The sequence below is a fragment of the Dyella sp. 01N36 genome (genome assembly GCF_056399745.1).
This window is the reverse complement of the sequence record NZ_JBFTRY010000003.1, coordinates 68,291-91,923: the sequence shown is the minus strand read 5'-3', so window position 1 is coordinate 91,923 and position 23,633 is coordinate 68,291. Positions and strand designations below refer to the sequence as shown.

General features: G+C 64.1%; 16 protein-coding genes. 6 read left to right on the top strand and 10 right to left on the bottom strand.

Annotated elements, in window-relative coordinates; all coding sequences use genetic code 11:
- Positions 1-147: 147 nt before the first annotated feature.
- Positions 148-1,269, bottom strand: a complete 1,122-nt coding sequence (locus AC1DMG_RS01630) for a hypothetical protein (RefSeq protein WP_441611441.1) — start codon at positions 1,267-1,269, stop codon at positions 148-150.
- Between the two features lie 304 nt (positions 1,270-1,573).
- Here AC1DMG_RS01630 and AC1DMG_RS01625 point away from each other — a divergent pair, with 304 nt between their 5' ends.
- Entirely contained in the window at positions 1,574-2,758 is a 1,185-nt protein-coding gene (locus AC1DMG_RS01625) for an alpha/beta fold hydrolase (RefSeq protein ID WP_441602830.1), read from the top strand.
- Between the two features lie 66 nt (positions 2,759-2,824).
- Here the strand turns inward: AC1DMG_RS01625 and AC1DMG_RS01620 are convergent, their stop codons facing one another.
- On the bottom strand, positions 2,825-3,604 hold the full coding sequence (locus AC1DMG_RS01620; RefSeq protein ID WP_441602831.1) for an alpha/beta hydrolase: 780 nt from the start codon (positions 3,602-3,604) through the stop codon (positions 2,825-2,827).
- Between the two features lie 166 nt (positions 3,605-3,770).
- On the opposite strand from AC1DMG_RS01620, the gene AC1DMG_RS01615 reads away from it, so the two are divergent.
- Positions 3,771-4,619 carry a LysR family transcriptional regulator gene (locus AC1DMG_RS01615; protein ID WP_441602832.1) on the top strand — a complete coding sequence of 283 codons (849 nt, stop codon included), beginning with the start codon at positions 3,771-3,773 and terminating at the stop codon, positions 4,617-4,619.
- A 22-nt stretch (positions 4,620-4,641) separates the two neighbouring features.
- On the opposite strand, the gene AC1DMG_RS01610 is transcribed toward AC1DMG_RS01615, so the two are convergent.
- The gene (locus tag AC1DMG_RS01610; RefSeq protein WP_441602833.1) at positions 4,642-5,337 is read right to left on the bottom strand and encodes a dienelactone hydrolase family protein; all 696 of its coding nucleotides are present in this window, start codon (positions 5,335-5,337) and stop codon (positions 4,642-4,644) included.
- A gap of 70 nt (positions 5,338-5,407) precedes the next feature.
- Complete coding sequence (locus AC1DMG_RS01605; protein WP_477180128.1) at positions 5,408-5,896, bottom strand: hypothetical protein; 489 nt, start codon at positions 5,894-5,896, stop codon at positions 5,408-5,410.
- Between the two features lie 304 nt (positions 5,897-6,200).
- On the opposite strand from AC1DMG_RS01605, the gene AC1DMG_RS01600 reads away from it, so the two are divergent.
- The 4 genes from AC1DMG_RS01600 to AC1DMG_RS01585 all read left to right on the top strand — a co-directional run bounded on the left by AC1DMG_RS01600 (position 6,201) and on the right by AC1DMG_RS01585 (position 14,655).
- Positions 6,201-7,214, top strand: a complete 1,014-nt coding sequence (locus AC1DMG_RS01600) for a LacI family DNA-binding transcriptional regulator (RefSeq protein ID WP_441602835.1) — start codon at positions 6,201-6,203, stop codon at positions 7,212-7,214.
- Positions 7,215-7,609: 395 nt separating this feature from the next.
- A complete protein-coding gene (locus tag AC1DMG_RS01595; protein ID WP_441602836.1) occupies positions 7,610-10,063 on the top strand; it encodes a glycoside hydrolase family 3 protein in 2,454 nt (817 codons plus the stop codon).
- A gap of 368 nt (positions 10,064-10,431) precedes the next feature.
- Positions 10,432-12,873: a TonB-dependent receptor gene (locus AC1DMG_RS01590; protein ID WP_441602837.1), complete on the top strand. Its 2,442-nt coding sequence runs from the start codon at positions 10,432-10,434 to the stop codon at positions 12,871-12,873.
- Positions 12,874-13,074: 201 nt separating this feature from the next.
- The gene (locus tag AC1DMG_RS01585; RefSeq protein ID WP_441602838.1) at positions 13,075-14,655 is read left to right on the top strand and encodes a tryptophan halogenase family protein; all 1,581 of its coding nucleotides are present in this window, start codon (positions 13,075-13,077) and stop codon (positions 14,653-14,655) included.
- Between the two features lie 66 nt (positions 14,656-14,721).
- Here AC1DMG_RS01585 and AC1DMG_RS01580 read toward each other — a convergent pair whose 3' ends face one another.
- The 6 genes from AC1DMG_RS01580 to AC1DMG_RS01555 form a co-directional block, all read right to left on the bottom strand.
- Positions 14,722-15,183, bottom strand: coding sequence for a hypothetical protein (locus AC1DMG_RS01580; RefSeq protein WP_441602839.1), 462 nt, complete (start codon positions 15,181-15,183; stop codon positions 14,722-14,724).
- A gap of 108 nt (positions 15,184-15,291) precedes the next feature.
- Positions 15,292-16,242: a hypothetical protein gene (locus tag AC1DMG_RS01575; RefSeq protein WP_441602840.1), complete on the bottom strand. Its 951-nt coding sequence runs from the start codon at positions 16,240-16,242 to the stop codon at positions 15,292-15,294.
- Between the two features lie 255 nt (positions 16,243-16,497).
- Entirely contained in the window at positions 16,498-17,451 is a 954-nt protein-coding gene (gene pip / locus AC1DMG_RS01570) for a prolyl aminopeptidase (protein ID WP_441602841.1), read from the bottom strand.
- A gap of 224 nt (positions 17,452-17,675) precedes the next feature.
- On the bottom strand, positions 17,676-20,606 hold the full coding sequence (locus tag AC1DMG_RS01565; protein WP_441602842.1) for a TonB-dependent receptor: 2,931 nt from the start codon (positions 20,604-20,606) through the stop codon (positions 17,676-17,678).
- Positions 20,607-20,835: 229 nt separating this feature from the next.
- Positions 20,836-21,216, bottom strand: coding sequence for an MliC family protein (locus tag AC1DMG_RS01560; RefSeq protein WP_441602843.1), 381 nt, complete (start codon positions 21,214-21,216; stop codon positions 20,836-20,838).
- Positions 21,217-21,219: 3 nt separating this feature from the next.
- Positions 21,220-23,211: a serine hydrolase domain-containing protein gene (locus AC1DMG_RS01555; protein WP_441611437.1), complete on the bottom strand. Its 1,992-nt coding sequence runs from the start codon at positions 23,209-23,211 to the stop codon at positions 21,220-21,222.
- Positions 23,212-23,633 lie beyond the last annotated feature (422 nt).

Genomic DNA, 23,633 nt, shown 5'->3' with positions numbered 1-23,633 from the left:
GGACATCGTCCCGCTGCAGGTGGTGTGGCAACAAGCGTGCCACGGTTCATGCGGCTCGCACATCGCCTGGCACGGCCATCGCCACGAATGGATCGATGCGGGAGCACTGTCCGCGGACGCGGTGCGGACGTCCGCCGATGCGAGCGCTCAGCTTTTCTTCGCGCCTGCCTGTTTGGCCAGATACTCGCAATTGTTGCCGTAGGTACGCAGATCGTTGCGCACCGGATCGAGCGCCATCCAGAAACCGTAGCGCACCGCGCCGCCACGATCGGCCAGCCATGCGGCCATCAGATGCGCGGACAGCAACTGGTTGAGTTGCGCGAGCGCCAAGGGCTGGCTGACCACCACCGATTGCTCGACGGCCGATGCGCTGACGCGGTCGCTGCTGTTGATGGGCTGATCGTTGATCTCGAAGTACGAACGGCTGGCGCGCGCGACCATCTGCCGGGCGCGGTCGGCGCCGATGGCGTAATACGCGGTGATGGTGAGGCCATCGGGGCGGCACTGCAGAGTGATGCGATGCTCGCCTTCACGCGTCACCTGCGTGAGCGAGATCGAGGCGACACTGCTGACCGGGCTGTTGACCGCCGTGGGCAACAAGCGCCCATTGTTGGATAGACCGTTGGCCAGCATTTGATCGGCATTGAGCCACGTCACTTCGCCGCCGGGCGAGGTGCCGAACACCTGCGGATTCACGCCCATGTCCTTCAGGTACGCCGCAGCATCGCTACCGGGCGTAACCGTGCCTGGCAGCGGCTGCGCGCCAAAGCGATCGCTGCCCGTCGGCGCCCAGCGAAAGAGTCCGCCCGCATAGGCATAGACACAGGCGTTCACGCATTGCGAGGATTTCGGCACGATGGGCTGGCGCGCGGTCTTGCGCGGCGAACCCAGGTGGGTGGTCATGTTGCCGGCGCGAAACAGACGACCCAGCGCCATGCCCGCAGCCACGTCGCCGCCGGGTGAGTTGAGATAGATGTCGCTGTTGGGCGGGATCCTGCGCGACTGGATCATGGCCTGCACGCGCTGCGCGGCGCCGGCATCGATGGGTCCATACAGATAGACCTGTGGCACCTTCGCCACCGAGATGGTCATGCGATCGTCGTTGACCTGCACGGCAAGCTGTTCGCTGGCCGAACTCTGCGATCCATTGCGCGACGGAGATTCACCATGCGCCTGCACCGCGAAGAGGCTCGTCAGCAGCGTGCTGGCCAAATAGAGCGAACGGCGGCATCGAGCGCCGGCATGGCGTTGAACTTGAACGGCTGGCACGCGGCTGATCCTGCGACAGAGGTCGGCAAGTGTGCTTCAAGGCGGATGTCTCGCGAGTGAAGAGGAGGTAAGGCGGTACTGCCACGTGCCGGGATGGGGCGGACACGGCCGGACGTCCGCGTGTTTGTCCGCGGACGCGGCCGCGGGCGCGCGTAGCGTGCGCAAGTCACTGATCTGTGATGCTTCGTGGTTTGGCACGCCGTTTGCTGATGTCCCCATGACGGCATGCCCCAGGCAGTCAGACCGTACCCGTTCGGGCGAGGGGCCCGGCGGAAAGCCAATCACACCAGCCAGGAGAGCTGACTTGAATATCTTGCGTGCATCCCTGTTCGCCACGTTGTTGCTCGCGATCGGCGCGCCCGTCGATCGCGTCCGCGCCGACGATGCACCGGCCAAGCCGGCGGCATCCGCGACCAAGGCGGACCCATCGATGATTTCGCGCGACGAAGTGCGCCGCATCCTCGACAGCAATCGCATGATCTTGACGCCGCAAGGCATCGACGAAAAGATCAAGCTGCACATCAACGGCATCGACCAGTGGATCTCGGTGCGCGGCAAGGATCGCCGCAACCCCATCCTGTTGTTCCTGCACGGTGGCCCGGCCTCGCCGGCGATGCCCGAGGGCTACACCTTCCAGACGCCGTGGGAGGATTACTTCACCGTCGTGCAATGGGATCAACGCGGCTCCGGCAAGACGTATCGCGCGAACACCGAAGCGGCGATGGCACCGGGCATGACGGTGGACGGCATGACCGACGACGCCGCGCAGGTGGCCCAATACCTGCGCGAGCACTACAACAAGAAGAAGATCTTCCTGCTCGGCCACTCCTGGGGCACCGTGCTCGGCGTGCATCTCGCGCAGCTGCATCCGGATTGGTTCTACGCGTATATCTCGGTGGGACAGGTGGTGAACGGCCGTCGCAATGAAGCGATTGGCTACAACTACGCGCTGGGCCGGGCCAAGGCCGAGAACAACACCAAGGCCATCGCGGAACTGGCATCGATCGGACCGTATCCGGGCGATACCAAGCTCACCATCGACCGCATCGGTGTGCGCGGCAAATGGGAGATGTACTACGGCGGCCTGGCCTGGGGCCGCAAGGATTTCCAGTTCGACGTGGACGCGGAAGAGCTCTCACCCGATTACAACCGCCAAGACCTCGATGCGATCGACAAGGGCAGCCTGTTCTCGCTCAACCACCTGCTCGATCCGCTGCTGGACGTGAACTTCGATCAGGTCACGGACTTCAAATTGCCGGTGATCGTGTATGCGGGCGCGCACGACTACACCACGCCGCACGAAACCGCCGAAAAATGGTTTGGCGATCTCAAGGCGCCGTCCAAGCACCTGGTGATCTTTGCCGACTCGGCGCACATGATGATGCAGGAGCAGCCCGGCCGCTTCCTCATGCACCTGGTGAGCGATGCGCTGCCGCTGGCGCAGAAGGTGGGTGATGCGGCGCCGGCGGAAGTGACCCGCGACCGCTGAGCACGAAAACGACCGAGGCGTCGTGCATGGTCTGCACGACGCCTCGGTCACTCTGCATAGATCGAATCAGGTACCGGCGTGCTTGGCCGCATCCTCGATCAACGCCGCCACTTCCTTCGGGTGCGACTCGTAGACCGAGTGGCTGGCGCCTTGCACTTCGATGGTATGGCTGCCGGCGCGCTTGGCGTACATGCGCTCCAGGTCCGGATTGATGATGCGATCGGCTGTGGCCACGGCGTACCAGCTGGGCTTGTCCTTCCATGCAGGATGGCCAGCAGGCGCTGCAAACACGGAAGCCGCGGTCAGTTCCTGCGAGTTCGCTTCGAACTGCGCCTGCTGCAGCGGCAGATCGGCAGCGAAGTCGGCGGGGTAATGGGCCGGGTCGAGATAGAGGAAGCCGTCGGCGGTCTTCTTGATGTCGGTCGTTTGACTGGTAGCGCTGGGGAACTTCTTGCCATTGGCTACTTCGGTTTCGCCCTGGTCGAGCGCATGGGCGGCGATATAGACCAGGCCAACCACGTTCGCGTCGTTGCCCACGTCGGTGACCAGCGCGCCGCCATAACTGTGACCCACGAGAATGGTGGGGCCATCCTGCATGTCCACGATGCGTTTCACGGCTGTCACATCGTCGTTGAATGATGTGAGCGGATGTTCGGCGACGGAGACGTGGTAGCCATCTTTCACGAGGATGTCATAGACGGGTTTCCAGCCACTGCCGTTGACCCATGCGCCATGCACGAGGACGATGTTGTGCACGGGTTCGGCGGCCAGTGCGGGGCCGGCGGCAAGGGTGCCAAACAGCAAGGCTGCGGCCAGGATGTTGGGGTGGAAGAAGCGCTTGTTCACGGGGATAACCTCTCGACAGGGAAGTGGGGTGATGGCGTCGGTATGCCATCGAAAACGTTGCGGTCATGGCCGGGTGCGAGCGGCATGTTTCCCGGATGGACACAGCCTAGCCCAGGCGAAGGCGTTGATTTATGAAGAATCCAGCGACGATTGAGAGGTTTTTGCGATGAGACCGTTACCCACCGAACTCCTTCGCAGCTTTGTCGTCGTAGCGCAGACCGCCAGCTTCACCGCGGCGTCCGAGCAGCTGTGCCTGTCACAATCCACGGTCAGCCAACATATTCGGCGCCTGGAGGACCTGGTCGGCGTACCCTTGTTCGAACGCGATACGCGCAATGTGCGGGTGTCGCGCCACGGCGAGTCGCTGCATCGCTACGCCGTGCGGATTCTCGATCTGATGGACGAGGCGATGACCACGGTGTGCGGCCCGCCGTTGAACGGCACGGTGCGCCTGGGTCTTCCGGAAGACTTCGCATCGTCGCGGCTGACCGGCGCGCTGGGCAGCTTCGTGAGGCGCAATCCGGAAGTGGAACTGGTGATACGCACGGGCCTTAGCGGCGATCTGTTCCGCGAGCTCGACGAGAACAAGCACGACCTGGTGTTTGCCAAGCGCCTCAGCGGCAGCCAGCGTGGTTACGTGGTGAAGAGCGAGCCCTTGCACTGGTGCACCGGTGCGTCATCGCCGGTGCGTGGCGATGAGGCCGTCTTGCCTTTGGCCGTCCATCCCGAACCCAGCATTTCGCGGACGCGCATGTTCGAGGCCTTGAAGTCGGCAGATCGTTCGTACCGCATCGCCGTGGTGAGCAGCAGCATCATGGTGATCCAGGCCGCGGTGATGGCCGGCCTGGGCGTGTCGGCATTCACCGGCTATGCCATGCCCGAGGGCATCGTGCCGCTGGCCGAGGATCTTCCATCGCTTGGCGTGCTCGAATACGTGATCGACCGGCAGTCATCGATCTCGCAGGCCGCGCAGGCGTTGGAACACGTGCTCGCGGACGCGGCGAAGGAGCTTTGAGCGCTCCTTCGCGCGCCTGGCTTCAGGCGAGATGCTGGTGGAAGAATTCGTAGGTGCGTCCGTTCGCCAGCCTGGCGGCGTCAGCGTCGTAGTGCGTTCCGGTATGCCGCGCAAACGCGTGGCTGCAACCGGGATAGCTGTAGATCGTCACGTTGCTCTTGTTCGAAAACGCCGCCTTGATCTTGGCCTGCGCGTCCTTGGATATGAATTCGTCTTCCTCGCCCAGGTGCATCATCAGCGGTGCCTTGATCGCCGGCGCCTCGGCCAGGTATTTCTCAGTGCCGCCGCCGTAGTACTCCACGCCCGCGTCGATGCTTGATCGCGCGGCGGTGAGGTAAGTCATCAGGCCACCGAGGCAGTAGCCCATCACGCCGACTTTGCCGTTGGCGCCCTCCAGCTTGCGTGCGGCGGCGACCACCGCCTCGACATCGCGCTCACCGGCGTCGAAGTCATACGCTTCATACAGCGCGAAGCCTTTTTTCCAGTCCTGTTCGGACCATTCGTTCAAGTCGAGCCCCGGCTCCTGGCGCCAGAACAGGTCCGGGCAGATGGCGATGAAACCCTGTTCCGCCAGTTCGCGGCAGGACTGGCGCAGGTCGTTGTTGATGCCGAAGATTTCCTGCAGCACCACCACCGCTGGTGCGGGTGTCTGATCGGGATAGTCGATGTAGAGCCGAAAGCTGCCGTCGGCCGTCGAAAGAGTGTGGTACTCGCCCATGACGTACTCCGGGGATGTGTCGCCCCTGTGCCAGCGGGCGACGTGGCAGACCCTGCAGGATGGAGCGGCCTCAGGCCACCGCGCGCACCCTGAAGGATCTGGTGGCGCGCACGGCGACCACGATGAAGACAATCAACACCACCAGTTCGGTGGCGCCAAACAGCTTCTGCTTTAGGTCCGGCGCCAGCGCGTTCAACACTGGCCACTTCGCGAAAATCTGCGCGACCAGTACAAACATCAGGAAGTACTCGCTGATCACGATGCCGATGGGAAATTGCGCCGTCCAGAAGCCGGAGCGGCCAATCGAGCGTCGCGCCATGACCGTCCAGGCCAGCACGATCAGGGCAATCACCCCCACCACGATGGCCGGCGTGACGCCATGAAAGGGAAAGAAGAACCCGGTGACGCTGGTAATGACTGCCGTCCAGAGGAAGCTCGTGATGGCGCCTGAGCGATAGCGGCCGACCATCAGGTCGCGAATGGCCCAGAGGCCGACGATGGTTGCGACGAGACTGATCAGCGTGTGGAAAGCGGTAAGCCAACCCAGTGGTGTATTCATCAAGGCGCTCCGTGGTGGTGTCGCGGAAACTAACGTGGGCACGGCTCGCGCAGGGGCGATGCATCGCGATGCCGCCATCGGCTGTTGTGTTGCGCTTGGTTACTCGGGCGGTCCCCTGGCCACCCGCTGCCCACTATGCGCCTGTGGCCGGCCTGGCCTCAATCCTTCTGTGGGTGGGCGCGCTGCATCGAGGCGTGTTGTGAAACGCAGGTGACAGCGCCCGCGTGGCACGCCAGTTCTTGTAAACCGCCGGGCGCAGGGGGCATATTGGTCGGGCAGCAGCAGTTCGCCGTTGGGAGAAGTCATGCGGGTCCGCCTCGAAGATGTAGCACGCGCCACAGGTGTCTCGCCAAAAACGGTTTCCCGCGTTCTCAACGAAGAATCTTCGGTGAAGGAATCCACCCGCCAGAAGGTGCTGGCGGCGATGGAGTCCATGAACTACCGACCCAGCCCGGCGGCACGTGGCCTGGCCGGCAGCCGCTCGTTCCTGGTGGCGATGCTTTATGACAACAACGACAACCCGGCCTCGACCTATCTGGCCGAGGTGCAGGACGGCGTGCTCGACGCCTGCGATGCCCACCGCTACAGCATGATGGCCTGCCCCCTGCGCATGCGCGGGCAGGATTTCATCCGCCGCGTCGATGCGCTGGTGTTCGATCACCACATCGAAGGCGTGATCATGACGCCGCCGCTCACCGACTACGCACCGCTGCTGCAGCGCCTGAAGGAGCACGGCGTGCCGCATTCGAGCATCTCGCCGGTGCATCGCGAAGCGTCCATCGGCGTGTGCATGGACGAGCAGCAGGCGGCCAAAGCCCTGGTGATGCACCTGGTGGAACTGGGTCACCGGCGCATTGCGCACATCGTGGGCATCGCCAATCACGGCGCCAGCCGCTGGCGCATGGCCGGCTACAAGGAAGCGCTCGCCACCGCGGGCTTGCCGTTCGATCCGCAATACGTGGTGCAGGGCGAGTTTTCATTCGGCTCGGGCGTGCTGGCTGCGCGCGAGTTGTTTGCGTTGCCCGAGCAGCCCACGGCGATTTTTGCCGCGAACGACGATATGGCCGCCGGCGTGATGTGGGCGGCCAACGAGCGTGGACTGAAAGTGCCGCGCGATCTCTCCGTCTGCGGCTTCGACGACACGCCGCTGGCCACCCAGTTGTGGCCGCCGCTGACCACCGTGCGCCAGCCCAGCCGCGACATGGGCAAGCTGGCCGCGCTGCAGTTGATGGAAGTGCTGCGTGGTCGGGGGGATGGGCTGCTGGTGCAGGTGCCGTATGCGCTCCAGCTGCGCGAATCCACGTCGAAGGCGCCTTAAGGACTTCGGACTCGCTTACCGCCGCTCCGGCCTTGGTCCGAGGCGGCCTGAGTCGCGCACAGGGTGCGCTCCCACAGAGGAACAGGCCGGCACACTTGTGGGAGCGCACCCTGTGCGCGACGGGCCTCCCTCAACGGGTCCTTTTGCGCGGCAAGCGCCCCATCTTCCCATAACACCCTGCTTTAAAAGAGAAAAGGCAGCCATGAGGCATCCTCGCGGCCCTCGCCCCAGCTTGCTGCATCGCAAATTGACAGCGCTGTCATTTCTGTCAGTCTCCGGACCGACTGGCTCCGAGGGGGAGCCATCCCCCCTGTCTGCTGGAGAGAGCCGTGCGGGCTTCCGTTCGTCGTTTGCCTTGTGTTCCGACCGTTCTTGCCGTGGCCCTGGCCTGCGCCATGGGTGTCGCATCCGCCGACGACGCGTCCACCGTGCACCCCGACAGCTGGCCGCGTGCCAGCTGGCCCTTGCCCAAGGATGCGGCGCTCGAACAGCGCGTTGCCGCCCTGCTGGCGAAGATGACGGTGGAGGAAAAAGTCGGCCAGCTGGTCCAGGCCGACATCCTCAGCGTGACGCCGGACGATGTGCGCAAGTACCACCTTGGCGCGATCCTCGCCGGCGGCAATTCCAAGCCCAACGCGCAGCTCACCGCCACGGTCGCGCAATGGCAGGCCTTGTCGGACGAGTTCTATCGCGCGTCGATGCAGCCCAGCGGCAGCGCGCATGCGCCGATCCCGCTGCTGTTTGGCATCGACGCCGTGCACGGCCACAACAACGTCGTGGGCGCGACGCTGTTCCCGCAAAACTCCGCGCTGGGCAACGCGCACGATCCGGAACTGATCCGTCAGATCGGCGAGGCCACCGCGGCTGAAGTGCGCGCCACCGGTATCAACTGGAGTTTCGCGCCGACCCTTGCCGTACCGCAGGATGTGCGCTGGGGCCGCGCCTACGAAGGCTATTCGCAGGATCCCAAGCTGGTCGCGCAGTACGCCACGGCGATGGTGGAAGGCCTGCAGGGCAAGGTCGGCACGCCGCAGTTTCTCGACGGCTCGCATGTGCTTGCCTCGGCCAAGCATTTCGTCGGCGACGGCGGCACCAGGAACGGCAAGGACCAGGGCGACGCGCAAATCAGCGAGGCGACGCTGCGTGATCTCCACGCTGCTGGCTATCCGCCCGCCATCGATGCCGGCGTGCAGACGGTGATGGCTTCGTTCTCCAGCTGGAACGGCAGCAAGATGTCCGGCAACAAGGCGCTGATCACCGACGTGCTCAAGCAGCGCATGGATTTCCAGGGCCTGGTGGTGGGCGACTGGAATTCGCACGGCCAGGTGCCCGGTTGCGCGAACGACGATTGTCCGGCTTCGTTCAACGCCGGCCTGGACATGCTGATGGCACCCGACAGCTGGCGCGGCCTGGTCGAGCACACGCTGGCCGAGGTGAAGTCCGGCGTGATCCCGCAGGCGCGACTGGACGATGCGGTGGCGCGGATCCTGCGCGTGAAGTTCCGCGCCGGCCTGTTCGATGCGGGTGCGCCGTCGACGCAGCCGGTCGCGCAGAAGGCCGCAGAAATCGTGGGCAGTCCCGCCCATCGCGCCATCGCGCGCCGCGCGGTGCGCGAGTCGCTGGTGCTGCTGAAGAACAACGGCGGCGTGCTGCCGCTCGATCCGCGCAAGCACATCCTCATCGCTGGTGATGGCGCGGACAACATTTCGCGCCAGAGCGGCGGCTGGACGCTCAACTGGCAGGGCACGGGGCTGAAGAATGAAAACTTCCCCGGTGCGCAGTCGATCGGCGCCGGTTTCGCGGAGCAGGTGAAGGCCGCGGGCGGCTCGGTCGAAATCGAAACGGACGGCCATTTCAAAGCCAGGCCGGATGTGGCTGTGGTGGTGTTCGGCGAGGACCCTTATGCCGAATTCCAGGGTGACATCCCCAACCTGATGTTCCATCCCGGCGATGATCACGAGCTTGAATTGATCCGCCAGCTGCGCGCGCAACACATCCCGGTGGTGGCGGTATTCCTCACTGGCCGTCCGCTATGGGTGAATCGCGAGATCAATGCGGCCGACGCCTTTGTCGCGGCGTGGCTGCCGGGCAGCGAAGGCGGCGGCATCGCCGATGTGCTGCTGCGCAAGCGCGACGGCGGAATCGCCAACGACTTCCACGGCAAGCTGGCCTATGCGTGGCCGGGCACGGCCATGGTGGGGCAGGGCAAGCCGCAGTTCGCGTTGGGTTACGGGCTCACCTATGCCGATCGCGCGGCGGTGCCCAGGCTCTCCGAAGTGTCGGGCATCAGCGGCGAGCAGATTCCGATCGGCAATTATCTCGATCGCGGCAAGGCCGTGCACGGCTATCGCTTCACCCTGGTGGACGGCCAAGGCGCATCGATGACTGGCGATGTGTCGCCGGCAACGACGCCGGACGGCGCGCTGCATATGGCCGCACTCGATTACAAGGCGCAGGAGGATGCGCGCCTCTTCAGCTGGAACAGCGACAACGCCCAGCTGGCGATCCACGCGCGCACGCCGCTCGATCTCGATCGCGAAACCAATGGCGACGTGCTGCTGGTGACGACGCTGCGTGTCGATGCGATGCCGGCGCAAAACGCATGGGTCGGCATGGGCTGCGGTGCGCATTGCGAAGGCCACGTGCCGTTGGCCAAGACACTGGCGACATTGCCGCCGGGCCAGTGGACGCGCGTCGGCGTGCCGTTGAAGTGTTTCCGGGCCGCTGGCGCCGACATGCATCACATCGATCAGCCGTTTGCGTGGGGCGCCGGCAAGGGCACCAGGCTGGCGATTTCACGCGTGGCCCTCGGCACGGACGTCGATCAGGTGGTCGATTGCGTCAAGTAAGGGAAGCGAGGCGAACGGCGGGCCCGCAGAGGTTTGCGAGGTCAGCCCAGGCCGCCTCAAGAAGGGTTTGAAGGAAGGGATGTGTCAGCGATAACGCGCCACGGATGGCTGAATGACGATTTGCTCTTGCATCAAAACCGGCATCAAGGCGGTTCGCTTGAAAGGCGAAAACGAGCTACAGCAAGGGTTCCGGGGGAATCTTTAACTTGCTGCCGCGCGTCAAGCTTCTGCCGGGGAACCGGTCTATGATCCGCATGACAGCGCTGTCATCAATCTAAATGACAGCGCTGTCATCGGGGATGACATCAAACCAGTCGCCGTCGAGGGCGGTGACGAACAACAATCCGAATGAATTGAGGGGAAGCCAAATGAAGTTGCGCTATTCGGCGTTGTACATCGCCATGTCCCTGGTACTCGCGCCTGGCGCAGTGCTGGCGGCGGATCAGGATGCAGCGCCGCAGAGCGCGTCTTCGCAAAACGCCACGCCGCCGGGCGAGCGCAAGGTGAAGCAGCTCGATGCGATTTCGGTGAGCGCGACCAAGAGCGAGACGCTGCTGCAGAAAACGCCCGTCGCAGTCAGCGCCATCACGCCCGACACGCTCGACAAAGAGCGCGTCATGACCGTGCAGGATCTCACCAAGCTGGTGCCGGGCCTGCAGGGCACCAGCCAGGGCGACCACGGCGTGGTCACGCTGACCTTGCGCGGTATCGGCAACGACAGCGCGAAAACCGAATACGCCGATCCTGAAGTCGCCACCTTCGTCGACGGCGTGTACGCGCCGCGTGCGGAAGCTGCCTCCGGCCTGCTGCTGGACATGGATGGCGTGGAAGTGCTGCGCGGTCCGCAGGGCACGCTGTGGGGTCGCAACTCCACCGCCGGCGCCATCAGCTTCCAGACGGCCAAACCCGATATCGCTGCGGGCTTCTACGGCAATGCGCAGGTGGAAGCGGGCAACTTCAACGAGTTGGGCGCGCGCGGCGCATTCAATCTGCCGATCAGCAGTACCTTCGCCATGCGCGTAGCGGTGGTGCACGAGCAGCACGACGGTTACGTCGACTACCAGAATCCGTCCACCGAGCTGCCCAGCGTGGCGCAGCAGCAGCAGGCGTATCTGGCCTCGCCCGCATCGGGCGGCACGCTGGCCAACTTCAAGCCGATCGACCCCAGCCAGTACGTGCAGGGCGGCAAGAAGTACAACTCGCAGGATCAGTCCGCCGCGCGCGTGAGTGCCTTGTGGCAGCCCAGCGATACGTTCAAGTGGAACCTCTCCTACGAGTACTTCCTCGATCGCGGCACGCCGGATCTGAGCCTGATGCAGACGCCGCGCCAGGGCCAGGAGTTCTGGTCCGCGCTGATCGACACGGCGCCGTACCTGGACCGCACGTCCAAGACGGTGCGCAGCCGCATGGACTGGAACATCAACGATGGCATGGAGCTGAGCTACATCGCCGGCTACAACCGCTACTCGGGCAAGAGCGACTTCGACCAGGACGTCGGTGTCAGCGTGCCCACCAGCTTCACCACCAACGGCGTGTACCAGGACGACCGCACCAACTACTCCAACTACGAAAGCTGGAGCCAGGAAGTGGACCTGAAGTCGACCGGCCCGCAGACCGTGGACTGGATCGTGGGCGCGTACTACGGCTACGAAGACAACAACATCCGCTTCGACATCCCCATCATGAACGGCACCAAGTACGGTTCCGTGAACTGGCAGGGCTCCTTCATCCAGCCGAAGGAAACGGTGGAGTCGTACGCCTTGTTCGGCCAGGCCACCTGGCACATGACCGATCACTGGCGCCTCACCGGTGGTGCGCGCTGGTCGCATGACGACAAGGAAAACAAGGGCGGCATCAACTGGGGCTGGAACTACGATCCCAATGTGCCGCAGCTGCCGATCTCCCCGGGCGTGTATCCGGATCCGTCCAACGGCTTCAGCATTTCGCAGCGGAACACGGCCAAGTACAGCAAGAGCAAGCCGACCTGGCTGGTGCGCGTGGATACCGATGTCGGCGCCAACGGCCTGCTGTACGCCAGCGTGTCCACCGGCTACAAGTCCGGCGGCACGCAGGACGCGGGCACGCTGTACAAGCCCGAGACGCTGACCAACTATGAGATCGGCAGCAAGTTCAGCTTCCTCGATGGCCGCATGACCTGGAACTCGGCCGTCTATTACGAAGACTTCAAGAACTTCCAGCTGTCCGCGCCCATTGTCTATCCCGACGGCAACCATGGCCTGGGCTTCTCCAACGTGGGCGGCAGCACCAAGGTGTTCGGCATCGAATCGGAGCTGGCGTACCAGACCAAGGACGATCGCGCCAACCTGATCTTCTCGGCCATTCCGAAGAAGGAGCTCGGCACGCTGGTCTACGCAGGCAGCAACGATTACCAGGGCCTGCCCGCCTGTCCGCCGGCGTCCAACCTGGCCAACTGCGCAAACGTCACCGGCAACGATCTGCCGCACGCGCCCAATGTCTCGCTCACCGCGATCTACGAGCATGACTTCCATCTGGGCAACGGCGGTCGACTCACGCCGCGCGTCAGCGCGCAGTACCAGAGCTCGCAGTGGCTGAGTTACTTCAACCTCGGCTCCGGCGACCAGCAGAAGGCGTATACGCGCGGCGACCTCTCGCTGCGCTACACCGAGCCGGGCGACAAGTGGTGGGTCAACGCGTACGTGCAGAACATCTCCGACGGAAAGGTCCGCACCAGTGCCGGTCGCTTCCTGATGTCTGATGGTTCGCTGCAGTACGTATCGCAGTACCTGGCGCCGCGCACCTACGGTGTGCAGCTGGGCGTGTGGTTCTGATGAAGTTCGGGGCGGCCCCATGACATACGCGCCGCCGATGGTTTGCCGTTCTATAGGCGATGCTCCGGGGAGCATCGCCGCCTCTCCCCTTGAATGGCTTTTTTGCCGGGCCCGCGTGGGGCGGCCCGGCAGTTCTTTCTTACTATCGTCTGCGGATGCATTGCCGCAGCGCGCTGGCCTGCCCGCCAGCCGGGAGATCCCATGGCTCGTCTGAAGAAAGTGCTGATCGTCGGCGGTGGCACCGCCGGCTGGCTGGCCGCGTGCTATCTCGCCAAGGCGGTGAATGCAGTCGATCCCCATGGCGTGCAGGTGCATCTGGTGGAATCGCCGGATATCGGTCTGCTCGGCGTGGGCGAGGCGACGTTTCCCTCCATTCGCGGCACGCTTGCCGCCATCGGCCTGGACGAGCGTCGCTTCCTGGTCGGCGCGACGGCGACGTACAAGCAAGGCATTCACTACCGCCATTGGGTGCGCCCGCCGGGCACGCCCGGTGCGGATCATTTCTTCCATCCTTTCAATGCACCGAGCCAGCGTCCCGGTGGTCCGGAGCTGCTGCCGTATTGGCTGCTCGGCGTGGCGCCGGAAGGCGTGCCGTTCGCCGATGCGGTATCGATGCAGAGCGCCCTGGTCGATCACGGCAAGGGCCCCAAGCGCCTCAAGGACCCCGATTACCAGGGTCCGTTGAACCACGCGTTCCATTTCGATGCGGCCTGCTTCGCGCGCGTGCTGGCCGAGCATGGCCAGGAAGCGTTGGGCGTGCAGCGCCATGTGGCCACGGTAGAGCGCGCGGAGCTCGACGAGCACGGCGCCATTGCGCGCGTGGTGACCAAGGAACTGGGCGAACTCACCGCCGACCTCTACGTGGATTGCACCGGCCTCAAGGGCATGTTGATCGGCAACGTCATGCAGTCGCCGTTCCGCAGCCGCGCCGACGTGCTGTTCGCCGATCGCGCGGTGGCCATCCAGGTGCCTTATGCGCAGCCGGATTCGCCGATTCCGTCGTATACGATTTCCACCGCGCAAGAAGCGGGCTGGATCTGGGATATCGGCCTGCAGAAGCGGCGCGGCGCAGGTTATGTGTATTCCTCGCGGCACACCGACGTGGAGCGAGCGGAGGCGGTGTTCCGGAACTATCTTGGTCCGGTCGCAGAGGGCCTGAAGGCCTTCCATATCAAATTTGAAACCGGCTATCGGCCGGAGCACTGGCGCAAGAACTGCGTGGCGGTGGGACTTGCCGGCGGCTTTGTGGAGCCGCTGGAATCCACCGGCATTGCGCTGATCGAGTTGGCGACCTATCTGCTCACGCATTTGCTGCCGAGCGATACCGACACGATGGAGCAGGCCGCGCGCCACTTCAACGAGATGATGATCGCGCGCTACGACCGCATCATCGATTTCATCAAGATGCACTATTGCCTAAGCCAGCGTCGCGACTCGAAGTTCTGGATCGACAACGCCGATCCGGTGAGCATTCCCGACACGCTGCAGGACAAGCTGGCGCAGTGGAAGCATCGGCCGCCGCATCGGCTGGACTTTGTCAGCGACCTGGAGATGTTCCTGGTCTCCAGCTGGCAGTACGTGCTCTATGGCATGGAATTCAAGACGGACCTGTTGCCCATGCGCAACCTGTATCCGCGCGTCGACGAGGCGCGGCAGGAATTTCGCAATATCCAGGTGGCCGCATCACAGGCCTTGCACGATCTGCCCGATCATCGCGCCCTGGTGGAGCAGATGTGCAAGGAGTTTCGCGAACGGGCGGGTGTCGAGAACGCAGTGGCGTAGCGCCGCTGACCTCCGCGCTCAATGCAAGCACGCCAGCGCCTCGATGAAGCGCTGGCATGCGGCGGCTCAACGCCCGTAGTGAATATCGCCGATCGCGTGGTCCACGGCCGCCTGGGCCTGGTCCACGTGCATCAGGGCGCGATGCTTGAGTTCGCGCGACTGCGGATCGTCTTCTTCGCGATCGATATCGTTGTGCACCTTGGCCAGCAGCTGTGCAGCCTGATGCAGGCGGCCCGGCTGGTCCGTGCCCATGTCGACCGACGGGTGATCGTCCAGGTTCTTGCCGTCGTCATAGGCGGCGTGCTTGATCTCGCCCATCGCGCGGTCGATCTCCGAGATGGCGATATCTTCCTGGCTGCTCACCGCAGCATCGCCCGGACGATGCGAGAGCATCCAGCGTGCCGCACGCAGATCGGACAGCGCGTGCAGGTAGGCAGGGTGGCGACCCGGCATATCGGCGTGGGCAGCCAACGGCAACAACACGGCCAGGCTGGTCGTCAACATCATGCGCTTGCAAAGCAACTTCATGCGGCCCCCTCGGGTAGGAAAGTGGCCGCATTATTCAGCGCCCCCGCTTGCGCAGGCCTTGCCGGAAGAACCTGCGTTTAGCCGGCGGTTGGCGATGCGCAAGCGTGCTCAGGGCAGTGTGGCGACGCCTGTCGCACCGAACGTGCGGATGGTTTCGTCGATGGCGAAGTCCGTCGCATTCATCGACGGGTCGGCGCGATAGCGGTCCCAGTCCCGCTCCATCGCGCGCAACAGCACGCGACGTGGTGTATCGCCGATATCGGCGGGTGATTGCCCGGCGCCTGTCCCATAGGTCGCCGGAAGCTTGGCCTGCATGAGCAGGCATAGTGCTTCCTCGATGTCGTAAGCCGTGCCGCCGTGCGCATAGATCAGGTTGATGGCTTGCGATGCCTTGTGGCGCTTCTTCCAGTCGTCAGCGTGGCCGCTGAGCATCATGTGGGTGCCGTCGTAGCCCACCACCGCAGGCAGGCTCGCATCTTTCATGGTGGCAAACATGATCGGGGGATTCTGCATGTTTCCACCGAGCGGGCCGAGCGCGATCACCGCGACCTTCACCGTGGAATAGGGAAAGCGCAAGCGCGTGAGTCCTTCCAGCCGCTCGACGTTGCGGGCCTTCGCCTCTTCGGCCTTCCATGCAGCGATGGTCTCCTGCTCCCTGGGTTCCACGTTTCGCCGCCAGTAGGCCATGAACGCGGGGAAGTGCGACTCACCCTGCTTCAACGCTGCGACCAGTGCAGCGCTGTTGTCATAGGTGTAGGCGAGCCGATACAGGTCGGCGTAGCTGCGGATATCCGACACCATCGCGTACGCGGGGAGAAAGGCACCGGTATTGAGCTCTTTGACGTCATCGAGCGGCACGGACGCTCGCAGGTCGGGGAAGTTCGCGTTGTCCCGATGCAGCAGATAGAACAGGAAGTCGGCAAAAGGCGAGGCGACAAATTCCAGCGAGGGAGCAGCCTGGCTTGCATCAGTCGATGGCGCAGCATGGACAGCGCCTCCCAGCAACATCAGAACGGCGACGAGAAAACCCAGCGTGTTTCCAGCTTTGCGTGCGCGCATGTCAGTCCCTCATTGGCGTGGCAGTTCGACAACCCCTGAAGCCAGGCACATCCATCCGGCCGGAGTCGTTGGGTCCGGTCAGACACGCGAATGCCGCAGCATCGCGTCTATCTTTCTGAGTTCAGGCGACGCAACAAAGGGGGACGTCGTCGCCAGATGACTGCATCAAACCCCAGTCACCCGTCGGTGACAAGGGGGAGATATCGGCCACGCGGCACACGTTGTGCGCACGCGTGGCGATCTGCTGCTCCGGCATCACACGTAGCGATCGGCCAAGGCATCCGTCGCGCTGACCAGGACATCCACGATGGCGGGATCGGCCGCGCTATGACCGGCCAGCACGATATGGAATGCCGCCTCTGGCCATGCATTGGCGAGGTCGCAGGCGCTCTTCACCGGACAGATGATGTCGTAGCGGCCATGCACGATGGTGGCGGGGATGTGCCGCACACGGTCCACGTCACGCAGCAGCTGATCCGGCTCGAGGAAGACGCGGTGGCGGAAGTAGTGTGCTTCCGCGCGTGCCACGCTCACGGCGGCATGCGGGTCCTCGAAACTGCCGGGCTCGTCGGGATCGTGGACCAGCGTCGTGCTGCCGCCCTCCCAATTGCCCCACGCGATCGCCGCGGCGATGCGGACGGCCTCGTCGTCGCTGTCCAGGCGTCGCCAGTACGCCTCCACCATGTCATGGCGTTCCTCCTCGGGGATATGCGCGAGATAGCGTTCCCATCGCTCGGGAAAGATCCAGCGCGCACCGCCATCGAGTTCGTTGAACCAGCGCAGCTCGCCGGGCCGGCCGAGGAAGATGCCGCGCAGCACCAGCCCGAGCACACGTTCGGGATGCTTCTGCGCATAAGCGAGCGCCAGCGTGGAACCCCACGAGCCACCGAACACGACCCAGCGTTCGATGCCGAAGAATTCGCGGATGGCTTCGATATCGCTGACCAGATGCACGGTCGTGTTGTCGCGCAATTCCGCATGCGGCGTCGACTTGCCGGCGCCGCGCTGGTCAAACAGCACGATGCGGTAGCGCGCCGGGTCAAAGAAGCGGCGGTGATACGGCGACACACCAGCCCCCGGGCCGCCGTGCAGGAACACCACCGGCAGGCCATCGGGATTGCCGCATTCCTCGACGTGCAATTCGTGGATGTCATCCACGCGCAGGCGATGGGTGCGGTAGGGCTCGATCTCGGGGTATAGCTCGCGCACGGGTGTTCTCCGTTGAAGTGCTCGTCCCAGCATAGCCATCCCTGGTCTCGTGGGGCAGTCGCGCACAGGGTGCGCTCCCACAGTGTGAAGGCTACGGAGCCATGGTGGGCGAACAATGGGCGCTGGCCATCGTGCTAACGATGGCCAGCGCCCACCCGATCCATCCGCCAATTTCCTTCATGCCGCTTCCCTGGGGCGTTAAGGCGAGGCGGGTCGTAACCCGATCAGAGCTTGTAGTTGATGCCGAACATCACCGTGCGGCCCCAGGTGTTGTAGTCGAGCGGACGTCCGATCGACACGCCATTGGGCAGCGCGGAAATCTGCGCGGTCTTGTACGCCGAGTTGGTGAGGTTGTAGACCTGCAGCAGCACCGACAGGCCGTTCCATGAGCCATCGGTGAAGTTGTAGCCGGCCTGGAAATCGGTCTGCTTGTCGGCGAGCACTTGCTGATAGCCCAGCTGGTCGAACAGGGCGATCGCTTCGCCGGTGAAGGAGGAGCGATAGCGTTCGGAGATGCGCACCGACCAGCCGTATTTCTCGTAGTAGAACGCCAGGTTCGCCACCTTGCGCGAGAGGCCGGGCAGGGTGGACGGCGCGCCCGGAATCGAGGACACCGAACTCACCGGCACGGTGCTGTTGGTCAGCGAGAAATTGGCCTGCATGCCGAAGCCGTCGAGCGGACGGGCGATCAGCGCGCCTTCGAGCGCACCGGACAGTTCCAGGCCTTCCATGCGGCCGCCCGTGCCGTTTTCCGGCGTGGTGAACGAGCCGATGTTGCTGGTCGGCACCAGGGTCGGATCGTTGTTGACGTACTTGGAGAAGTCGTAGTTGAGCACCGTCTGGTTGTAGATGTAGTTCAACAGATTCTTGTTGAACACCGCGACGGCGACGTAGCTGGACTTGCCGAAATACTTCTCCCACGACAAGTCCGTGCCCACCGCGACATAAGGCTTGAGCTCCGGATTGCCGCCGCTGCCCGTCCACAGCACCTGGCCGGCCGCGGGGCCATCGGTGACCTGATACACGCCGGCCGAGGTGGCGACCTTCTCATCATCGATGCGTCCGCGCGTCATGGTCTTGGCGAAACCGAAACGCAGGTATTGCTGGTCGGCGATCTCAGCCGCCAGGTTCAGGCTGGGCAACACGTTGTTGTACGTGGTGCCGCCGCTGATATTGCCCACCAGGGTGTTGCCGTTGGTCTGCAGCGCTGTCGACGACTGGTCGGTGTGTACAAACTGGACGCCCATATTGCCGCGCAGCGGCACGTTGCCCAGCATCGTGTCGATATTGAACTTCACGTAGGCGACCGGCACTTTCTCCTCGACGCTGTAGTTGCGCGCCCAGTCGCCCTGGCCGTTGCCGTCGGTGAGATAGAACTGGCTGTTCAGCGCCGCCAGCACGTTGTAGTTGAGGATCGGCCCGATGCCGCCGTAATTGATCGAGGTGGGTCCGTACAGGAAGGCCGGATTGACCGGTACCGAGTAGCCCGGCTGGTAGGTGCTGCCGGTCGAACCGTTGCCGTTGAGCCACGCGAATTGCACGTCCGCCGACTTGGTCTTCTTGCGGTCGGAGTAGTTCACGCCCACATCCACGGTGCTGAAGATCCAGCCCACCGGATGGGAGACCTGCAGGCGGATCGCCTTGATCACATCGTTCTGGTGGTCGAACTCCTGGCGGCCGTTGTAGCCGTAGCCATCGGGGTCGGTGAACTGGATGCCCGATGGATCGGCCAGGTTCACGCCCGCGTTGAAGTTCGGAAAGCCGTAGTTGAGCGGCGTGGCGAACTGCACGCTGGTGGTGCCCTGGCCAGGAATGCCGGTGAACAGGTAGGCGTCGTGCAGGTCTTTCTTCGCGCTGGAATAGGACAGATCCGCCACGCCCTGCCAACCGCCGCCGAATTCGAACTGGTTGTTCCAGCCCACCGAGAACAGCTTGTCGTGTTCCTTGGTGTACTCGTTCTGCAGGATCGGCCGGATGCCATCCATCGTGCCAGTCGTGACGACCGGATAGGGTTGCGACGGCACCACGCCCACATTGCTGTACACGGCGGGGCCGGCGTTGTCATAGGGGCCGCTCGCCCACTGCACGCCGTTGGTGGTCTTCTTTTCGTTGAAGGTGGAGTAGTAGGTGTCCAGCGTCGAGTGGTACCAGTCGTTCGGCGCCCACTCGAGCACGGCCATCAGGCCGTTGCGCAACTGGTTCTCCGACTGCGCGCGCAGCTGCATGCCTTCCTGCGAGAGCACGCCGTCGGGCAGGCCCGGCGAATGTGGTCCGCCCCAGGCGCCTTCGATGCTGCCCGGGCCGTTGTTGAGGCTCCACCACCACGCCTGGTACTGCTTTTCCTGGATCGGCGAATCGAGTTGGGCGAAGCCGATGGCCAGGCCCAGCGTGTGATCCAGAAACTGGTCGACGTAGGAGAAGCTGGCGCGATGGCCAAGATCGCCCACATCCGAGCCCGGGTTGTTCTTGCCGTTGGTGGTGTACTCGCCGCGCAGGTTGGCCACGATGGTACGGGTGGACAAGTCCAGCGGCTTGAGCGTGTGCAGGTCCACCGTGCCGGACAGGCCCTGGCCGATCAGGCTCGCATCAGGCGTCTTGTACACCGCCGCGCCGCTGATGAGTTCCGCAGGGTATTGATCGTATTCGACGCCGCGGTTTTCGCCGATGGTGGCCTGCTCGCGGCCGTTCAAGGTGGTGCCGGCAAAGTCGGGCGCCAGGCCGCGGATGGAAATCTGGTTGGCACGACCATCCACGCGTTGCGTAGCGAGGCCGGGCAGGCGCGCCAGGCTTTCGGCGATGCTCGCATCGGGCAGCTTGCCGATGTCTTCGGCGGAGATGGCCTCGATGATGTTGTCCGAGTTCATCTTGGCCTTGATTGAATTCTCGATGCTGCCCGCGATGCCGGTGACGGTGATCGCATCGAGCGTGGCGGCTCGGTCTTCCGATTTGGGCAGCGCGTTCTGGTCGGTCTTTGCAGGCTTCGTAGCCGGCGTCGGCTGGGTGCTCTGCGGCGTGCTGGATGGATCCTGTGCCTGTTGCGCAAACACCGGTTGCGCAGCCGCCAAGGCGATCAGGGCAGCGGCACATGCAACGGTGAGTGGGCGCTTGGCCCCGATGAAACTTGCGACGAAAACCTGCGAGCGGCGACCGTTCATTCCCTTCCCCATGACGTGATTCGATGACTGCACCCCCCGGTGCAGCACGCTGAAACGCACTTGGACATGACCGGCAATTTCTTGCGGTCAGACTTTGGGCGGTAGGTTTCTGCGTGGAGGGGGAGCATGAGCGAGAGAATTTGCCGCTGTCATCATGCGACGCAGCAAGTTCGTTCATGGTGCTGAAGGAGACGCGCTCCCCGGTTCAGCGAGGTGAGGAGACTGTCGTCTATTTGCTGGACGACGACGTGCAGCCGGCAACGATGGGCGCTGCGTTCGGGCCGGCGGTCATGTCGTACAGGTCGCCGTTGTTGCCCTTGGTCCACCACGTATACGGACCGGCCACGTATTTCACGCCGGAGCCGGCCATGGTGTCGACAAACAACATGGGCTTGTCCTTCACCAACAGCAGCGCAAAGCTCTGGCCGCCATGGCTGTTGTAGTACGTCACCTTGAGCGACTTGCCAGCCTGGCATTGGTAGTTGCGCTGCAATGTCCCGTCCACCGGGATCTCCGGCACGTTCAGCGTATCGGCCAGCGCCGTGGCGCCAGCCACGGAGACTGCCGCGCCCAATACCAGGCGCAGCCCGTTGCGATGCAAAGCGTTCATGGCTTACTTCACCTCGTCGTAGACGTATTCATGCTGGTCGTCGCGCAGGACCAGCTTGCGATTGTCCGCCGTGCCGGAGACGACGAATTCGAAACCATCGGATCCCGGCGAAATGGTCACGAACGACAGCGAGCCGTCGTCGTTCTTGCGTGACGCCACATCGCTATGCCACGCGCCGAAGTTGAAGACCAGGTTCTTGCCGCTGCGATCCACCTGGATGCTGCCCACGGCCGGGTTGCGATAACGGTCCGCCAGCTTGGCTGCCTGGGCGGGATCGGCGGGCACGGTCAGGCGCTTGCGCTGGGCGGCGATCTCCGCCTTCAGCCGCTTCACGCCGGCATCGATGTCACCCTGCGCCAGCGGCTTGCCGTCAAACAGCACTTCGAGCAGCCGGCGCTGGAACGGTCCGCGTATGAACACGCCGGCGTCGGCATTGGTGAGGATCACCGCACCCACGCCCTGCTCGGGCAACCACAGCATGTCCGAATGAAAACCGGCCAGGTCGCCACCGTGATGCACCACCGGGACGCCCCAGGTGTGATCCACCATCAGGCCCATGCCATAGGTGGCCGTGGTGCCGAGCGCCACGTTCGGCTTGCGGCGTTCCAGCAAGGCTTCTTTTGATACGTAGCGTTTGCCGTCCGGCAGTATGCCGTTGGCCAGCTCCATCTGCACATAGCGCAGCATGTCGCTCACCGCGCTCCACGCCGCACCGGCGGGACGCGCCGCGCGGATGGAATCATTGATGCCCATGCCGGCCACCGCCGTATGGCCGTCCACATCCATGCCGTGTGGCGTGGCGTGGTCGCCGAGCAGGGCGCGGTCGTAGTCGAAGGTGGTGATCTTCATGCCGAGCGGATCGAACACCTGCTTCTGCATCGCCAGGTCGTAGGCCGCGCCCAGCTCCATATCCGGATACAGCACATGGCCGCCGATATAACCGGCCGCTGCCGCCATCAGGTTGGAGTACTGGAACAGCTCGCCGAACTTGCTGGTGGGCTGCATGCCCGACAATGCCCGCAAGACTGTCTCCGGCGTGGCGTCGCGACTGTTGAGCAGCCATTCCATGTCCTGCCGCGGCATGCCGGTGCAGGCGCAGATCAGGTGCTTGATCAGCACTTGCCTGGTGGTTGCCGCGTCGCCCAGCCTGAAGCTGGGCATCACTTGCACCACGGGCGTGTTCCAGGTGAATTTCTTTTGATCGACCTCGCGCGCCAGCATCAGCGTGGTCAGCGCCTTGGTATTGGAGGCGATCATGAACAGCGTGTCGGCGTCGATCGGCTCGGGCTTGTTGATCTCGCGCACGCCCAGGCCGCCGGCGAACACCACCTTGCCGTGATCGATCAGGCCGATGGCGACGCCCGGCACGTCGTACGCCTTGCGTGCATCGTCCACGAAACTCTTGAGCGTTTCGATGCGCGCCGCATCGAGCGGATGCGCCTGCCTGCCGGCGAAACTCTCGCGCTGGTAGCCCTTGGGCAACAGGCGGTCGGAGATCGCGCGCAGTTGCGAGGCGCGCTTTTCGCCCACCGCATTGGCCACGTCGTAGATCAGCACGGTGTACTGGTCGCCATGACGGTAGGCGATGGCGGTGACGCCGCGCTTGTCGTTGGCGGAGGTCTCGTAGTTGTAGATGCGGATCTGGTCCCAGTTGTCGCGCGGGGATACATCGGTCGCCACCTGCAGCGGCCAGGTCTTGGCGGGGGCATAGGCCTTCCACGCTTGCGCCACGGCGTCATCGGGAGTGCCGGCCTTCACGTCCACCAGCACGGCCTGCGAACCGGCCTCGGGCGGATTGAGCGTCAGCTTGTTGCCGCTGGCGTGCAGCGTCCAGTCGGAGGGCAGCATGAATTGCGTGCCGGACGATGTGCTCTTGGGAGCATCGGCCTTCACCGCCGCGCCCGCGGCCGGTGCAGCAGGTGAGGTCGCGGTGCCGGCCAGCGAAGAAGCGGCCAGTGCAAACAGCCCGACAAACACAACGCAACGCATCAACATGGAGGTACCTCGCAGCGAGGGAAACGCTCTGTTGTCACGCGCCGGAACGGCGACCCGGCGCGACATGGTCGGAGACACGGGTGGTCCGGGGGAGTCTACACAGGTTGCGATGGCGTGCCAGTGCGCGTGGCCTCCACAGCGCACGCGCTACGCCGTGCCATACAGACGCCGCGATGCGGTCCGGTCCGGACGGCGCGGCCTTGCCACCGAGCGTACGGCTAAGCGCGACCTGACCGTTCCATCGATAGGGGAACTGCGATGAAGCGTTGGCTGTCCTTGCTGCTGTGCCTGCTGGTCGTCCGCCCGCTGTCCGCGGCGGATGCCGGCAAAGACCCCAAGACCGTGCTGCTGGCGTTCTACAGACTCGCCATGCAGGACTTCAAGCCGGCCGAGGCATGCGAGAAACCAGTGAACCCCCATTC

Excerpts from the sequence above, each read along its gene's own strand:
- AC1DMG_RS01595 (WP_441602836.1), top strand. The coding sequence starts at position 7,610 with ATGGGTGTCGCATCCGCCGACGACGCGTCCACCGTGCACCCCGACAGC.
- AC1DMG_RS01575 (WP_441602840.1), bottom strand. The coding sequence starts at position 16,242 with ATGCGCGCACGCAAAGCTGGAAACACGCTGGGTTTTCTCGTCGCCGTT.
- AC1DMG_RS01580 (WP_441602839.1), bottom strand. The coding sequence starts at position 15,183 with ATGAAGTTGCTTTGCAAGCGCATGATGTTGACGACCAGCCTGGCCGTG.
- AC1DMG_RS01565 (WP_441602842.1), bottom strand. The coding sequence starts at position 20,606 with ATGAACGGTCGCCGCTCGCAGGTTTTCGTCGCAAGTTTCATCGGGGCC.
- AC1DMG_RS01600 (WP_441602835.1), top strand. The coding sequence starts at position 6,201 with ATGCGGGTCCGCCTCGAAGATGTAGCACGCGCCACAGGTGTCTCGCCA.
- AC1DMG_RS01615 (WP_441602832.1), top strand. The coding sequence starts at position 3,771 with ATGAGACCGTTACCCACCGAACTCCTTCGCAGCTTTGTCGTCGTAGCG.
- AC1DMG_RS01560 (WP_441602843.1), bottom strand. The coding sequence starts at position 21,216 with ATGAACGCTTTGCATCGCAACGGGCTGCGCCTGGTATTGGGCGCGGCA.
- AC1DMG_RS01605 (WP_477180128.1), bottom strand. The coding sequence starts at position 5,896 with ATGAATACACCACTGGGTTGGCTTACCGCTTTCCACACGCTGATCAGT.
- AC1DMG_RS01610 (WP_441602833.1), bottom strand. The coding sequence starts at position 5,337 with ATGGGCGAGTACCACACTCTTTCGACGGCCGACGGCAGCTTTCGGCTC.
- AC1DMG_RS01585 (WP_441602838.1), top strand. The coding sequence starts at position 13,075 with ATGGCTCGTCTGAAGAAAGTGCTGATCGTCGGCGGTGGCACCGCCGGC.
- AC1DMG_RS01555 (WP_441611437.1), bottom strand. The coding sequence starts at position 23,211 with ATGTTGATGCGTTGCGTTGTGTTTGTCGGGCTGTTTGCACTGGCCGCT.
- AC1DMG_RS01590 (WP_441602837.1), top strand. The coding sequence starts at position 10,432 with ATGAAGTTGCGCTATTCGGCGTTGTACATCGCCATGTCCCTGGTACTC.